The sequence below is a fragment of the Aquella oligotrophica genome (genome assembly GCF_002892535.1).
Lineage (GTDB): Bacteria > Pseudomonadota > Gammaproteobacteria > Burkholderiales > UBA11063 > Aquella > Aquella oligotrophica.
Genome location: NZ_CP024847.1, coordinates 2,507,318 through 2,522,127, shown reverse-complemented (window position 1 = coordinate 2,522,127; position 14,810 = coordinate 2,507,318). Strand labels below are relative to the sequence as shown.

At 37.9% G+C, this 14,810-nt stretch carries 12 protein-coding genes and 1 tRNA gene; 5 read left to right on the top strand and 8 right to left on the bottom strand.

The genetic code is table 11. From position 1 onward, the window contains the following. The first annotated feature begins 191 nt into the window (after positions 1–191). Positions 192–278 (top strand) — tRNA-Leu (locus tag CUN60_RS11480). Positions 279–444: 166 nt separating this feature from the next. Continuing rightward, positions 445–990: a lipocalin family protein gene (locus CUN60_RS11475; protein ID WP_102952174.1), complete on the top strand. Its 546-nt coding sequence runs from the start codon at positions 445–447 to the stop codon at positions 988–990. A 265-nt stretch (positions 991–1,255) separates the two neighbouring features. Here the strand turns inward: CUN60_RS11475 and CUN60_RS11470 are convergent, their stop codons facing one another. The 6 genes from CUN60_RS11470 to glnA form a co-directional block, all read right to left on the bottom strand. Then, complete coding sequence (locus CUN60_RS11470) at positions 1,256–1,843, bottom strand: BON domain-containing protein (RefSeq protein WP_158649407.1); 588 nt, start codon at positions 1,841–1,843, stop codon at positions 1,256–1,258. A 288-nt stretch (positions 1,844–2,131) separates the two neighbouring features. Further along, positions 2,132–2,815, bottom strand: a complete 684-nt coding sequence (locus CUN60_RS11465; protein WP_102952172.1) for an ABC transporter ATP-binding protein — start codon at positions 2,813–2,815, stop codon at positions 2,132–2,134. Then, complete coding sequence (locus CUN60_RS11460) at positions 2,808–4,055, bottom strand: lipoprotein-releasing ABC transporter permease subunit (RefSeq protein ID WP_102952171.1); 1,248 nt, start codon at positions 4,053–4,055, stop codon at positions 2,808–2,810. The genes CUN60_RS11465 and CUN60_RS11460 overlap by 8 nt, the downstream gene beginning before the upstream one ends. Next, the gene (locus CUN60_RS11455; RefSeq protein ID WP_102952170.1) at positions 4,048–4,269 is read right to left on the bottom strand and encodes a hypothetical protein; all 222 of its coding nucleotides are present in this window, start codon (positions 4,267–4,269) and stop codon (positions 4,048–4,050) included. Before CUN60_RS11455 ends, CUN60_RS11460 begins: the two co-directional genes overlap by 8 nt. A gap of 3 nt (positions 4,270–4,272) precedes the next feature. Then, positions 4,273–5,007 (bottom strand): C40 family peptidase, encoded by a 735-nt coding sequence (locus CUN60_RS11450; protein ID WP_102952169.1) that lies wholly within the window; start codon positions 5,005–5,007, stop codon positions 4,273–4,275. Positions 5,008–5,207: 200 nt separating this feature from the next. Continuing rightward, positions 5,208–6,620: a type I glutamate--ammonia ligase gene (gene glnA / locus CUN60_RS11445; RefSeq protein ID WP_102952168.1), complete on the bottom strand. Its 1,413-nt coding sequence runs from the start codon at positions 6,618–6,620 to the stop codon at positions 5,208–5,210. A 235-nt stretch (positions 6,621–6,855) separates the two neighbouring features. Here glnA and ttcA point away from each other — a divergent pair, with 235 nt between their 5' ends. The 3 genes from ttcA (at position 6,856) to CUN60_RS11430 (ending at position 12,281) form a co-directional block, all read left to right on the top strand. Beyond that, a complete protein-coding gene (gene ttcA, locus CUN60_RS11440; protein WP_222593267.1) occupies positions 6,856–7,716 on the top strand; it encodes a tRNA 2-thiocytidine(32) synthetase TtcA in 861 nt (286 codons plus the stop codon). 183 nt (positions 7,717–7,899) lie between these two features. Next, positions 7,900–10,428, top strand: coding sequence for a glycoside hydrolase family 18 protein (locus CUN60_RS11435; RefSeq protein ID WP_102952166.1), 2,529 nt, complete (start codon positions 7,900–7,902; stop codon positions 10,426–10,428). 92 nt (positions 10,429–10,520) lie between these two features. Then, entirely contained in the window at positions 10,521–12,281 is a 1,761-nt protein-coding gene (locus CUN60_RS11430) for a lytic polysaccharide monooxygenase (RefSeq protein ID WP_102952165.1), read from the top strand. A gap of 120 nt (positions 12,282–12,401) precedes the next feature. Here the strand turns inward: CUN60_RS11430 and thrC are convergent, their stop codons facing one another. Together thrC and CUN60_RS11420 are read right to left on the bottom strand one after the other, a co-directional pair. Further along, positions 12,402–13,676, bottom strand: coding sequence for a threonine synthase (thrC, locus tag CUN60_RS11425; protein ID WP_102952164.1), 1,275 nt, complete (start codon positions 13,674–13,676; stop codon positions 12,402–12,404). A gap of 177 nt (positions 13,677–13,853) precedes the next feature. Further along, entirely contained in the window at positions 13,854–14,810 is a 957-nt protein-coding gene (locus tag CUN60_RS11420; protein ID WP_102952163.1) for a homoserine kinase, read from the bottom strand.

Below are 14,810 nucleotides of genomic sequence, written 5' to 3'. Positions count from 1 at the left end.
TTATACTCAAATAGATTCATCATCCTGGGGTGTTGCCAAGCTTCTTGCTTACTAGTTGTAGGCGGCGGCGCTTGTGTCGCCTACCAGTATTTCGAATCTGATTGAGTATAGATTTTAATTTTAGCTTGATTTTTGTAAAATACTTTGACGTTCATTCTAAACATAATATATAATCTCTATCTCATCTTTTAGCCGGGATGGTGGAATTGGTAGACGCGCCGGACTCAAAATCCGGTGCCAGCAATGGCGTGAGGGTTCAAGTCCCTCTCCCGGCACCATAAACTCTCTAAACTTATTTTAGCTTTATTAAGTACCTATTTATTAAGTATATTGATATTTTTTGTGCGAAATGATCAGGAGTTATTCCTTCTTGAGTATAGATCTTTTTCCTAGCCTGTTTTTTATGCTTATATGTTGTTATAAAGACTTAGATAGAAAGAAAATATGAAAAAATTACTAATGAGTTTTGTATTGTTTACTGTTTATATTACTGCTTATGCTGGTGATATGGCTGCAATTGATAATTTTGATAGTAGCAAATACCTTGGTAAGTGGTATGAAATTGCAAGGTTACCCAATAAATTCGAAGATAAATGTCTGCCACCAGTTACCGCAACGTATCAGCTAAACCCAGATGATGACAATAAAATAATTGTTACTAATGAATGTAATACTCGGGATAGTGTTCCTGAGATTGCAGAAGGAATGGCAAGCTTTGTCGAGTCACATAATATTGCTAAATTGAAGGTGACATTCTTGCCAAAATTTATTCGCTGGCTACCTTTTGGTTATGGGGATTATTGGGTTTTGAATGTTGATTATAATAAGATGGCATTGGTTGGAAGCCCGGATCATAAGTACCTTTGGATATTATCCCGTTCTGAAAATGTGCCAGAAAGCGATCTTAAGGCAATAATATTGATTGCAAAAGATCAGGGCTTTGATACTTCGCAGCTTATTTATAATTACACCCCTCCAAGCATATTTTGAGATAAACCCCTTGCGTTTGTGTAAGGGGTTCTCTTTTGTAGCTAAAACTATTAGTTTGTATGTGTCCCACCAAGGGACAACGAGATCTTTTAGCAAATAGTATAATTCTGGCTACTTTTTCATTTTAATTTATTCTTCCCTTGATTGCCAATCGCTGGCAATTTTCTGCCTTACCGCTGAGAAATCAGCGGTTATTTTTTATCGTATGGGCAAAATAAAAGCACTGATATAAAAACAGTGCTTTAAAGAGCTTTTTTGAGAGTAATTACTCTGTGCCTGGTAGATTGAGCTTACTATCTGATGTTTTATAGTGAACTAGAGGGATAACTTTTTTAACACCATCAACATTGCTTGCAACCGTTACCATGTTTTTTAGCTGTTCTTTTTTGATGATTCCTAAAATATAAACATCACCAGCATAGGTAACTATTTTTACATCATTACTATTCACGTCTTCAGAAGCAAAAAGTTTACTTTTTACGGTAGCTGTAATCATTGTATCATCAGTTGTTGAAGCAGTATCAGTTTTAGCAATATACATATAATCATAAACCTTTGTTACGCGGTCCATATTTTTTGCTGCTTCGACTATTTTATGACGCTGGATAAGACTTAAAGCTTGTCCATTCAATAAAACTTCATGATTATAAACGGTAGTCTGAATATGTGCACTTTCAAACTCTTTATCCATATATTTTACTTGTAAATTACGCATAATATATTGATCATCGGTAAGAGTAGTTATGCTTCGCGGATCAGTTACTGCTAGAGCAGCATTTGCACAGCCAGTTATTGTTACGGCGATGTAAATACTACCCACTACAAGCATTAATTGCATAAGCTTATTTCTCAATTGTAAATTTCCTCTCTTCATAAATAAAAAAATAGTTCTTGGAGTTAAGCACAAGAGCCCCCAAAGTAGAAGTATTTTAACAGATAACCAATTTTATAGCTGGATTATTGAAGCCATTATAATTATTTTACGGTAACTGCTTGTACTATCTCGCAATGGCTGCGTTGCCAAGCTCCTCATTTACTTCTCATGTAACCCGCGGGACACACGTGTCCATCTTGCGCCTTCTCTTGCTAGCATATTCCGACAGTTACGGGGTTACATAGTATGAGTATTTACATTTTACGATTAATTAGCTAATTCACCATTATGCAGGGTAAGCTTTTGTTGTGTTCGGCTGGCTATCTCATGGTCATGAGTAACCATAATGAGACTGGTATTTAACTCTTGCTGTAGCGAAAGAAAAATATCAAGTACCTGATGGGCTGTGGTATTATCGAGATTTCCAGTTGGCTCATCTGCAAATATTATCTTTGGCTGGTTAATTACAGCTCGAGCAATTGCTACGCGCTGGCGTTCTCCACCAGATAGTTGGCTCGGGTAGTGTTGTGTACGTTTACCTAGTCCGAGTTTACTTAGAATATAATTTGCATACTCTTTACCTTGTTTATCACTTTTATTGCCAATGATTAATGGCATTAGAGTATTTTCAAGAGCAGTAAATTCCGGCAGTAGATGATGAAATTGGTAAATAAAGCCCAGCTTCTTGTTGCGTAATTGGCATAACTGGTTGCTATTCATTTGTTGTAAATTTTCGCCATCTATACTAACGTATCCATCGGTAGGGCTATCAAGACCAGCTAATATCTGTAATAGTGATGTTTTGCCGCTTCCTGAACTGCCAACGATACTGACAGTTGCACCGGCTTCAAGGTTAAAATTAATATTGCTAAAAATTTGTAGCTTGTCACCACTGGATTGGGTAAAAGATTTTGAAAGCTTCGTAGTTTGCAAAATATAATTATTATTCATAGCGCAGTGCCTCAGCTGGGTTGGTTTTTGCCGCGGCTCGGCTTGGATAAATGGTTGCCAAAATACTTAGTATAATTGACACAGTAAATATACTGGCAACATCACTAAACTCTACCTGAGATGGCAGGTAATCTATCATATAGACTTCACCAGAAATAAGTTTAGTATGAGTAAGCATTTCTATGCCATGAACCAGATCGCCAATGGTCAGGGCAAGGATCACACCAAGGACGGTCCCACTGACTGTTCCAATAATCCCGGATACCCCACCTTGTAACATGAATATCTTCATTATGCTTTTCTCTGATGCTCCGATTGTGCGTAGAATTGCAATGTCCGGACGCTTATCGTTTACTGTCATTACTAAAGTTGAAACAAGATTAAATGCGGCTACTGCTACGATTAGGGTTAATATTACAAACATCATTTTCTTTTCCATGGCAACAGCTGCAAAATAGTTTTGATGCTGATCAATCCAGTCTTGAATTATCAGATCTCCGGGCAAGATTCCATAAAGCTGGTTTTTGATTATTTGTGTTCGCATTACATCATCAACCTTCAACCGTAATCCGGTTACACTATCTGGTGTTTTGAATAATACCTGTGCTTTTGCAAGACTAATAAATACTAATGAAGTATCATATTCATACATGTGGCTATCGAAGATACCACTAATGGTAAATTGCTTCAATCTTGGAATCATTCCTGTCGGGGTAATTTGCCCATCTGGAGTAATTAAAGTGATTTTATCACCTAAAGTTGCACCAAGCTGGCGGGCGAGTTCTTTACCTATTACGATGTTAAAGCTGTCTGATTCAAGACTTTTGAATGTACCCTGAACGATTTTATTGGTAATATCATCTACTTTTGGTTCATATTCTGGTTCTACGCCACGAATTAGTATTCCACTAACGCTGCCGCTAAATGAAATGAGTCCTTGACCGTCAATATAAGGTGCATAAGCAAGGACTTCCTTATTTTTCATGGTAAGTTTACCCGTATCCTGCCAATTAGAAAGTGCATTTGCTGCCGAAATTATCTGCATGTGCGAAGTTACGCCAATTATCTTGTTGCGAATCTCACGCTGAAAACCATTCATTACAGATAGTACAGTAATAAGTGCAGCCACACCCAGTGCTATACCGATTATTGATACTAGTGAGATGAATGATACAAAGCTATTTTTTTGTTTGGCACGTAAATAACGCAAACCAACCAGTAATTCAAATTTATTAAACATTTTGATCCTTATAGGGATTGTCGAGGTTGTTGACTAGAGTCAGCAAAAACTGCCGGAATTGGGTTTCATCAACATCCATTAGTAAGGCATCCTCAAAGGCATCCTGCAAATATTGTTGCAGCTCTTCAATATTTTCACGCATAACCTTGATTTTCTCGGTGCAGGCAATTATCTCTCCATTGCTTCTATGCCAAGTTGGAATTTGTAATTTCATTTATCAATGTTTTTTACGCTTCTTCTTGGTGGAAGATTTTTTGCTGCCAGATTTTTTACTGGTGGTAGTTGCATGTTTTTTGGAACTATACCGCGAACGACCTGCATGTTTGGATGATTTTCCACGATAACTACTTGGTAGTGCTTCATCGTGAATGTCCTGATAGCTTTCGACAGACGTATTACCATTGTCATCAACATTTTCCTGAACTACTCGTTTAGCACCGTTAAAATGTTGTCGCCACCAGCCATCAAATTCAGTGATTTTTATGTTCTCACCAGTTCGGGGCGCCTGAATAAACTTATTATTACCCAGATAGATCCCAATATGGGTATTTGAGCCGCGTCTGGTATTAAAGAAAATTAAATCACCCGGTTCTAGGTCGTCAGGGCTGACTTTTTTCCCAACTTTTGCCATTTCAGCAGCTGTTCTTGGGAGATTAATGCCGAGAGATTTTTTAAATACATAACGTACAAAACCGCTGCAGTCCATCCCGGTATCGGGAGTATTTCCACCCCATTTATAGGCAATGCCCATCAGGCTTACTGATTGAAGGAGCATGTTTCCAATTGCATCGCTGGAGGTTGCATCTTTTTTGACAGTATCCGAGCTACTATCATCAGATGAAACTCCGCTTAAATCATTAATATCATCGGCTACTGATACGGCGGGGTATATAATAGTTGCCGCTATTAGTGCTAATGCGAGTATTCTTTTTTTGATTTTTAAAAATTTCATTGTAAATAGTACTTTTCTTTGCGTCGTAAGTTACTGCTTTTATGTAACTTTTCTGGTCAAATCTTAATTTTTAGGTATAGTAACCTTACTGCTGGGTTTATTAAAGTAATAACCCCCGATTTTCTCACAAAACCCGATATTTTTCAATTAAAAAAGCCACTAGCTTTATTAGTGGCTTTAAATGCATTTTCTACAGGCTGTTACAGGCTATAGTACATCTGTAATTCAATCGGATGAGTTGTCATACGATATGTTGTTACTTCATGCATTTTTAATTGAATGTAACTATCGATCCAATCGTCAGTGAAAACGCCACCACGAGTTAAAAACGCACGATCTTTATTTAGATTTTCCAGTGCCATTTCTAGACTAGAACAAACCTGAGGGATTTTTGCTAGTTTACTTTCTGGCATTTCATATAGATTTACGTCCATTGCTTTACCTGGATCAATCTTATTGATAATTCCATCAATACCTGCCATTAACATTGCGCTAAATGCTAAATATGGATTAGCCATCGGATCCGGGAAACGAACTTCAATTCGCTTAGCTTTATCTGATGTAGTAAATGGAATACGAATTGCAGCAGAACGATTACGAGCTGAGTAAGTAACGATTACTGGTGCTTCAAATCCCGGTACTAGACGTTTGTACGAGTTAGTTGTTGGATTAGTGATTGCATTTAAGGCTTTTGAATGCTTAATAATCCCACCGATATAGTGTAGGGCAGTTTCAGAAAGATTAGCATATTCTTTACCCGCAAATAGGTTTTTGCCGCCTTTCCAGATTGATTGGTGTACGTGCATACCAGAACCATTATCACCAACGATTGGTTTTGGCATGAAAGTAGCAGTTTTACCATAGCGGTGAGCAGTATTTCTCACTACATATTTTAAAATTTGTGACCAGTCAGCACGCTCAACAAGACTACTAAATTTAGTCCCGATTTCGCATTGACCTGCAGTTGCTACTTCATGGTGGTGTAATTCAACCGGCACGCCTAATTCAGATAGAGTAAGACAGGCAGCAGCACGTAAATCTTGATGTGAGTCTACTGGTGGTAAAGGGAAATATCCACCTTTAACTCTTGGGCGATGTCCAGTATTACCACCTTCAATCTCGGCACTAGAACTCCATGCCGCTTCTTCAGCATTGATTTTGTAGTGACAACCACTCATATCAGCGCCGAAAGTTACCGAGTCAAAAATAAAAAATTCTGGCTCTGGACCGAAATAAGCAGTATCACCTATTCCACTTTCTTTGATAAATGCTTCAGCTCGCTTGGCAATCCCGCGTGGGCAGCGATCATAGGCTTCCATTGTCGCTGGCTCAACAACATCACAAGTCATAAATAGGGTTGCATCATCAAAATATGGGTCAACTTTTAATGTATTTGCATCAGGTCGTAATAACATATCAGATGCTTCAATTCCTTTCCAGCCCTCAATTGAAGAGCCATCAAAAGGATGTCCGATTTTAAATAAATCTTCACTGATTACATCGGCTGGTAGGGTAACATGATGTTCCTTGCCTAGTGTATCACTAAATCGTAAATCAACGAATTTAATATCATGTTCTTTAATTAGTTTTTCAATTTTTTGGAAGCCACTCATTAACATTTTACCTTTAGAAAGATGGACTAAGAATTATGGACAAACGCCTATTTTATATCATCATGTTGCTATGCAGCAAATAATTTTAATAAATTATCTGTATGTCGTTTTTTTCTTAAAACGTAGTGCAAAATTACTGTATAATATTGTCCTCTTTAAAATTGTAATCTCAGTTGCAATTCTTGTTGCATCAACATATAAAATAACCTCTTAAATATCAGATAAAAGCATCACTATGGATCAGCAATACGAAATAAATAAATTGGCAAAACGTTTACGCGCTGGCGTTGGCAAGGCTATCAATGATTATAATATGATTGAAGCTGGTGATACTGTAATGGTTTGTCTCTCTGGTGGTAAAGATAGTTATAGTATGCTTGATATTCTGATGAGTCTTCAAAAATCCGCACCAATATCATTTCGCCTTATTGCAGTAAATCTTGATCAGGGACAGCCGGGCTTTCCTAAGGAAGTGTTGCCAAATTATCTTGAAAGTCTTGGGGTAGAATATAAAATCATCGAAGAAGATACTTATTCTACCGTGAAACGGGTGATTCCTGAAGGTAAAACGACCTGTGGTTTATGCTCGCGTTTACGCCGGGGGATTTTATATCGGGTGGCGCGAGAAATTGGCGCAACGAAAATCGCCTTAGGACATCATCGTGATGATATCCTTGAAACGCTATTTCTAAATATGTTCTACGGTGGAAAACTAAAAGGTATGCCTGCTAAGCTAGTGAGTGATGATGGTAGTAATGTTGTTATTCGTCCATTAGCTTATTGTGCCGAAAAAGATATTGCGCGTTATGCAATGATTAAAGAATTTCCGATTATCCCATGCAATTTATGCGGTTCTCAACCAAATCTGCAACGTCAGGTAATCAAAGATATGTTAACCGAATGGAATAAAAAGCATCCGGGCAGGATTGAAACTATGTTTCGAGCAATGCAAAATATTGTCCCGTCGCACCTGATGGATACTGCGTCTTATGATTTTGTAAATCTAAAATCTGATGGTATTGCTAGAGAAGATGGTGACAAAGCTTTTGATAAAGAAGTATTTTCAGCGCCGTTGGCGGTTAATTTTACTAATTAACTTATCCCGAGTTCGCGTTGTTAACTGAATTTTATGTAATTCCCCTTCTATAAGGTTATTTCTCGAGCCCCGTCATTTTTGGACGGTTTTCATGTTTAACTTTCCTTGGTAGAATGAAGTCTTGAAATTGTTATCGCAATTATTTTAAGAATCATACTATTACTTTTAAAGGGGTGTTAAAGCATGAAACATAAAATTAAACGAATTATACCAGTTATTTTGATTGCCGGATTAGGTGCCTGCCATAGTGGAGGCAGTACTTCTTCTGCTTCTGGTTCAGTGCCTGTTGCTGGAACTATTGATTTCTCATCAACTAAACAGTACGCCACACCATTATTAAATCAATCATTGGTTACGGAACAAACCGCTAGTAAAGCCGCTAATGCTTCTACTGCGTGTCTTGCTGTTACGAGTTCAAGTTTTCAGTCTAGTGGTCAATATTATGGTAGCGGTTCATTTGTTATTACCAATGGTTGTGGTGAAACAAAGAGCCTTGATGGTATGCAGGTAACCATGGAAGATTCGACCAGTCTAGATCCAAGTAGTTTTGCATATAGCACCGTTAGTCCTTGGATGGAAATAAAAACAAGTGTTGTTGGTATAACTGATGATAATGGACCAACCAAGCTATCAATAACTCTTGAAACTGGCGGAGTACTTGCTCCTAATGCATCAGTTAAAATCAGCTATGGTTATAATTCTCCATTTGGTAATGCTCCAGTAAACCCTGTAGTTAGTTCTGATGGCGAAGTTACTCCAGTTGAACCAGGTAACATAAATCTGACAATAAATACTAGTAAACTGGTTACTGCTTGTCAAGAGCCAACTATCTGTAATATTCCAGTAGTTCTTGCTGGTCAAGGTGGACAATTTGAATCAGTAATTGCAAGAATTACCAATAGTAATGTAAAAAGCAAGATTGTTCAAAAGCTTAATGGACTTAAACCTAGTACTTATTCTTTGACTGTTCCTGCAAATACTTTGCCACCAAAAATTATGTTTAATGCACCAAATCCAATTTTATTGGCTGCTGGTCAGACAGTTTATGAATCGGCATCGTTTTCAGCAGCTAAAGTTACTACAGGCGTTATAAGCTATAGTATTAATAAACCAACTGGAATAGATCAAAATACTCTAGATGTTTCGGTTATTAATGCTGAAAGCCAAATGGTTGCGACTATGAATACTGAATTTGGTAAGACTGTCAATGTTGGCAATTTGACAGCGGGTCGTTATACTTTAACTTCATATGGTCTGGCAGATGCAATCAAAGGAATATTCTATAATCCATTAAATAAAGTAGCTCAAGTAAAAGCTAATAAAACGACTGAGCTTGGAGCAATCAGTTTGGTTGCTCAACCTGAATCAAATATTGTTCCTGCTAAGCTAAAAATTACTGGTCTTGATGCTGGTGATACTGCAACAATTACTTTTACAGATAACTATAAGGGCAAGCAGTATAAATTTAACCAGCTGACAGCTTCTAATGGAACTAGTAATCTTAAATTGCTAAAAGGTGATGTAGTTACACTTAATGTAACTTCTAGCGCTGCTAGCAAATATGAAGTGGTTGCACCAGTTACTGGCACTATTAAAGCAAATACAACTTTGCTTGTACCATTTAAACATAAATCTCAACCTTCTGGAGGCAACCATATTGCTGTAGGATATATTGATGGTACTGCAACGGGAGCTTTTGCTGCAATCCCTGATGCTGCTTTTGCTAAATATGATGTCTTAATAGTTGGTTTCTCTGCCTGTGATGCGGATCATGTAAATTGTGCAAATAATGCAGATGATGCATTGGTTCCTATTTTCCAAAGAGTATCCAAAAATGCTAAATCTGGAACAGTAATGTTGCTTAGTCTTGGTGGTCAAAATGGTAGCCATTCATTTAGTGGCGGTAGCAATGCTGCGGAAAATATGTCAACATTAGCCAAATCGTTAGATGCGGACATTCGTTATATCAATAGCAAGATTACCACTCCAGTTAAAGTTACTGGTGTTGATCTGGATATAGAAGCAAATGATTCTGGCAATAATATTACCGAATTAGCCAAAGCTTTGCATCAGATGGGGTATTTGGTATCAACTGCACCTCAAGCATCAACAAATGGGGTCGGAGTAACCAATCCATCTAACCCAACCAGTGTTGATTCATCGAAGCCAAGCAACTTTATTTTAACAGCTTCAGGAACTACAAATAACGATTATGGAGCAGCAATTGCGGCTGGTTATGTTGATTATATCAATCTTCAAGCTTATAACTCTGGTCCAGGGGTAATCAAGATTCCTCGGGAAAATGGTGGCTTCAGTGATGAAACTTATACTGATTTCCATCAATATATCGCTAAAGCAATGAACCAAACGGTTAGCAATGATTGTGGTACTCTTGATCCAGTAACCAAGCTTTACAAAAACGGTAATCAAGTATGTATTCCAAGTACAACAAAAATCTTAATTGGTACAGTAGCAAATAAAACTGCAGGTGGTGATGCAACGATGTGGGCGTATGAAGAAAAAACTGCAGCAGGAAATGCAAAAATCCTTGCTGAATATACTAGCTCTGTAAAAGTTGCAACTCAGTACCAGTACTATGGTGGAGTAATGGTGTGGGCACTTGGTAACGATTATTACCCTAGTGCTTGGGGTGGTAATACTTGGGATCCAGCTGGTGCATATACTGACAATTTGGTAAACCTTGGGTTTTAATAGTTATTTAATTTTAAATTAATATTGGGCAGGATTTAATATAAATAGCCTGCCTAAAAGTAAAAATAATTTATCAGAAAAGAGAAATTCATATGAAAAAAAATAAATTAATTACGCTACTATTAGCGCTTGCTACTGGTCAGGTATTTGCTCATGGCTATCAAACAGCTCCCTATTCAAGAACAGCATATCTTGTTGATACTAACAAGGTTGGCTTAATCGAATATAATCCAAATCAGATATCTAATAATATGCCAACACAGGAACTTGGTAGTATGACATTAACACAGATTAATGCTTATGTTAGTCCTAAACAGAATGGTACTGGTCCATTGGCATTTTATAAAGATAACTATCCAATACAAGATGATCGCTTATGTGGTTATACTGAAAATAGTAGTGCCAAATATTTTCCGGATCTTAATAAGTCATTGCCTGATAACTTGATGACTAAAATCAGTTCTGGGCATGATATCCAGTTTAACTGGTCATATTCTGCATGGCATAAAAACAGTAATAACTTTGTATTTATTACGCATTATGCACCTGGACAGTATAAGCCAAATCCTAGCTGGAAAGATTTGCATTTAGTTTGTGCATTGGGAGCCGACCCGTATGTTAATAGTGGCGACAAGACTTCAAGCTGGAAATGCAAATTGCCTGAGATGAGTGGTGATGAAAAACAGGTGATGGTTACTATCTGGCAACGGGTTGATCCTGCTGGGGAAAATTTCATCTCGTGTTCAGATGTTAAGGTAGAAGGTGGACAGGTAGTTCCTCCTGAGCAGATTTGGACAGTACTTAATAAGAGTCTTGGTCCATGGCCAGCTAATCTAGCGGCGGAATCAGCTGCACCAAAAGCCGGGCAATTGGTTACTTTTGAGTTATCTGGAACTAAAAATGGAGTGAAGAGCATAATTGAAAGCTACTCACTGTCAATTTCAGCAAATAATCTTCATAATTGGGAGAAAGTTCTTGCTGCTAAAATTAATAGTGACACTACTCATGCGAGATATGTTGAAGTAGGTGAATTAAATAAATCAACTGGTGGTGTTGTTTATAATGAAAATGATAAAACCAAGAATTATGTATATCTTAATCATACAATTTCAGATCCAACTGTTAAATATAGCTATCGCTTAACCAAGAAAAAAGACCCTAATCCGGTAATTACTACCTGGACTCCGGTTGGTGAAAAATTAAGTAGCTGGGTAAATCCGACTTTGGTTAAAGCTAAAGACAAACTGACTTTTGCCTTGCAAGTTAATGGTACTGAAGAAACGGTTCCTGCTGTAACTGTTAGTACTCCTGAGAAAGCAGAAACACAAGTAGCCAATGCGGTTAATAAGTATGTATTTAGCAATTCACTTAAAGTTCGCGCTGGAGTTTTATCTGGTAATACGGTTAAATTTGTTGCTGGCGGAGATAATCGTGTTTACGTTTATCGCGCAACAGATGATACCAGAACTATTTCTTATGTTGTAAGAAATAGTCATGCGAAACCAGCGAGTAATTATCCGGTTTATCCAGCAGGTATTGGTAGTTATAAAGTTGGTGATCTAGTACAAGATGCAACAAGTCAGCGTGTATATGCTTGTGTTGAAGCTAGCTGGTGTAATATGTCACAATATACATTGACAGGTACAGAGGGTGCGTGGAAAGAAGTACACCCAAAAGCTGCACCAAGCGGTTACCAAACTTATCCAGCAGGACAACCTTATGCAGTTGGAAGCACAATTGCCGATGTTGAAGGTAATTTGTATAAATGTAATGTTGCTGGTTGGTGTAATCAGGGTGGCGCATATACCCCGGGTATTGGTGCTCACTGGGCTGATGCATGGTCTAAGCTATAAATTCTTTTACGGGTAAGGAAGATCATCACCTTAATTGGTAGGTCTTCTTTATGCTAATGAAATGACTTACCCCCATTATTTAGTAATGGGGGTAAGTCATTATAAAATAGTCTATTTTGTCTACTTATTTGCTAGGGCTGCTGCAACCTGACGGATATCAGCATCAGTTTCAACCAATTTGACTGGTTTATCCAGTAACGTTTGTAATTGTGGCGCAACTGGTAAGATATTACCAATAATTGGCTCAATAATAGTTTCAAATTTGCATGGATCTGCTGTTGCTGCAATTATCCACGGTTTATCATCAAGCTTTTTGCGGGCAAAATATCCGGTTGCCGTATGCGGACATACCACATAATTAAATTTCTGATTAACTTCAGTAATAATTTCCCTGATTTCTTCGTCGCTAACGCTAAAGGCTTTAACATTTGCGCGGAATGTTTCAGGAGTATTATATAAATAGCTCAGACGCTCAAAATTACTTGGATTTCCAACATCCATTGCATTCGCAATTGTTGCAATACTCTTACGCGGCTCAAATTTACCATTATCTAGATAGTCTGAGATTACCCGGTTGGCATTGGTCGCAAGACTAATTTCGCGAATTGGGAAGCCCATTGCTTTTGCCCAGAAAGCTGCTGTAGAATTACCGACATTACCAGTTGGGATAATATACCCAGCTTTCTCACCATGTTTTAGGAAAAATTGCCAGCTAGTATAAGCATAATAAGTAAGTTGTGGCAGTAATCGAGCAATATTAATACTATTCGCGCTACTCAAATGTGCACGACTAGTAAACCATTCATCGCTAAACGCTTGTTTAACAATTTTCTGGCAATCATCAAAAGTCCCGTTAACTGCAACTGAGAGAATGTTTTCGCCCCAACAAGTAATTTGTTGTTCCTGACGTTTGGAAATTTGTCCTTTCGGGAACATCACCACAACTTCAATATTTGGCTTTTGATAAAAAGCACCAGCAACCGCAGAACCTGTATCCCCGGAAGTTGCAACGATAATTGTAGTTTTTCGTTCTTTAGATAAACGAGTCATACATTCAGCAAGAAATCTAGCGCCAAAATCTTTGAATGACAGAGTTGGCCCTTGAAATAATTCCATTATATAGGTATTCGCGTTTAATTCACGTACAGGTAACGGAAAATTAAATGCATTCCGACAGATGTCAGGTAACTGTGATTCAAGCTGATCGCCTTTAAAATAATCCGCAAGAATTTTTGCTGCAAATTCTGGATAGCTTAATTTACTATCCAGATCGGCAATATTTATCTGCGGGAAATATTCTGGGACAAATAAGCCGCCATCTTCTGCTAAGCCTTGTAAGATTGCTGCGCTTACACTTTTATGGTTATTTTTATCACGAGTACTATAAAAAAACATGATTTATTCCTGTGTTAATTAAGCCGGGATTTTTGGCTAAAATAATTATTTATACTATATAATCCCTTATAGCTGCCGGAATATTTAGCAAAAGCAAGGAGCAAGGCGACGCGGTTTACATGAGAAGTAAATAAGGAGCCTTGCAACGCAGCTATTGCGAGATAGTCAGAGCAGCTACTATTTATCTTCGATTATATATGCACCATCTGGATTTATTGGAGAAATCCATTGGTCTGCTTCAATTCCATGTTTATTAAACATGGCTAACATCGCTAGAGTTACTTTTTCAGCATTTGCTTTACTATCGCAAAACGCTAGCATACTTGGACCTGACCCTGAAAAAGTCGCCGTAATTGCGCCACTTTTAAGGGCGGCTTCTTTTACTTGATAATAGCCAGTTACCAGATTAGCTCTTTGTGGCTCAATGATTAAATCCTGCATTGAACGGCGTAATAATTCAATATCTTTTTGATAAAATGCACAAATTGCAGCACCAAGCTGAGCAGATTGCTCAACGTATTTTTTTAGTGGTATTTCAGGTTTCAAAATACCGCGGGCACTTTTGGTTTCTACTTGAAGGTGCGGATGAATTATTACGCAATATAGTTCTGGATAGGGCAGATTAATGACCTCCATTGGCGCAAGGCTACGAATTAGAGTTATCCCACCAAAAACGCATGGGGCTACATTATCAGCATGACGTCCGCCAGATGCGATTTCTTCACCGTAAAGAGCATATTCTACCAATTTCTCTCGCGAAACTGGATTACTCAAAAAGCCATTTAGGGCAACTACTGCAGCAACGGCAGAGGCTGCTGAGCCACCCATTCCTGAACCCATTGCAATGCCTTTATCAATCTGCATTGAAAAGCCACAGCTAATATCCAGCTCTTCACACATTTTCTGTAAGGCATATGAGGCAGTATTTTTATTTGGTTCAAGAGGTAATCCAGTAACTGAATTAATCTTCTCAATAATAATCTGTCCATCATCACGTTTAGTAAGTGTAACTTTATCACCAACCGCATCAAGAGCCAAGCCAAGGATGTCAAAGCCAACCCCAAGATTGGCACTAGTTGCTGGGGCAAATGCAGTTAGCTTATTAACCCCTTCTTTTAATTTAACGTTACTCAT

Excerpts from the sequence above, each read along its gene's own strand:
- CUN60_RS11475 (WP_102952174.1), top strand. The coding sequence starts at position 445 with ATGAAAAAATTACTAATGAGTTTTGTATTGTTTACTGTTTATATTACT.
- ttcA (WP_222593267.1), top strand. The coding sequence starts at position 6,856 with ATGGATCAGCAATACGAAATAAATAAATTGGCAAAACGTTTACGCGCT.
- CUN60_RS11435 (WP_102952166.1), top strand. The coding sequence starts at position 7,900 with ATGAAACATAAAATTAAACGAATTATACCAGTTATTTTGATTGCCGGA.
- CUN60_RS11420 (WP_102952163.1), bottom strand. The coding sequence starts at position 14,810 with ATGAGTAACGTTAAATTAAAAGAAGGGGTTAATAAGCTAACTGCATTT.
- CUN60_RS11455 (WP_102952170.1), bottom strand. The coding sequence starts at position 4,269 with ATGAAATTACAAATTCCAACTTGGCATAGAAGCAATGGAGAGATAATT.
- glnA (WP_102952168.1), bottom strand. The coding sequence starts at position 6,620 with ATGAGTGGCTTCCAAAAAATTGAAAAACTAATTAAAGAACATGATATT.
- thrC (WP_102952164.1), bottom strand. The coding sequence starts at position 13,676 with ATGTTTTTTTATAGTACTCGTGATAAAAATAACCATAAAAGTGTAAGC.
- CUN60_RS11430 (WP_102952165.1), top strand. The coding sequence starts at position 10,521 with ATGAAAAAAAATAAATTAATTACGCTACTATTAGCGCTTGCTACTGGT.
- CUN60_RS11450 (WP_102952169.1), bottom strand. The coding sequence starts at position 5,007 with ATGAAATTTTTAAAAATCAAAAAAAGAATACTCGCATTAGCACTAATA.
- CUN60_RS11465 (WP_102952172.1), bottom strand. The coding sequence starts at position 2,815 with ATGAATAATAATTATATTTTGCAAACTACGAAGCTTTCAAAATCTTTT.
- CUN60_RS11460 (WP_102952171.1), bottom strand. The coding sequence starts at position 4,055 with ATGTTTAATAAATTTGAATTACTGGTTGGTTTGCGTTATTTACGTGCC.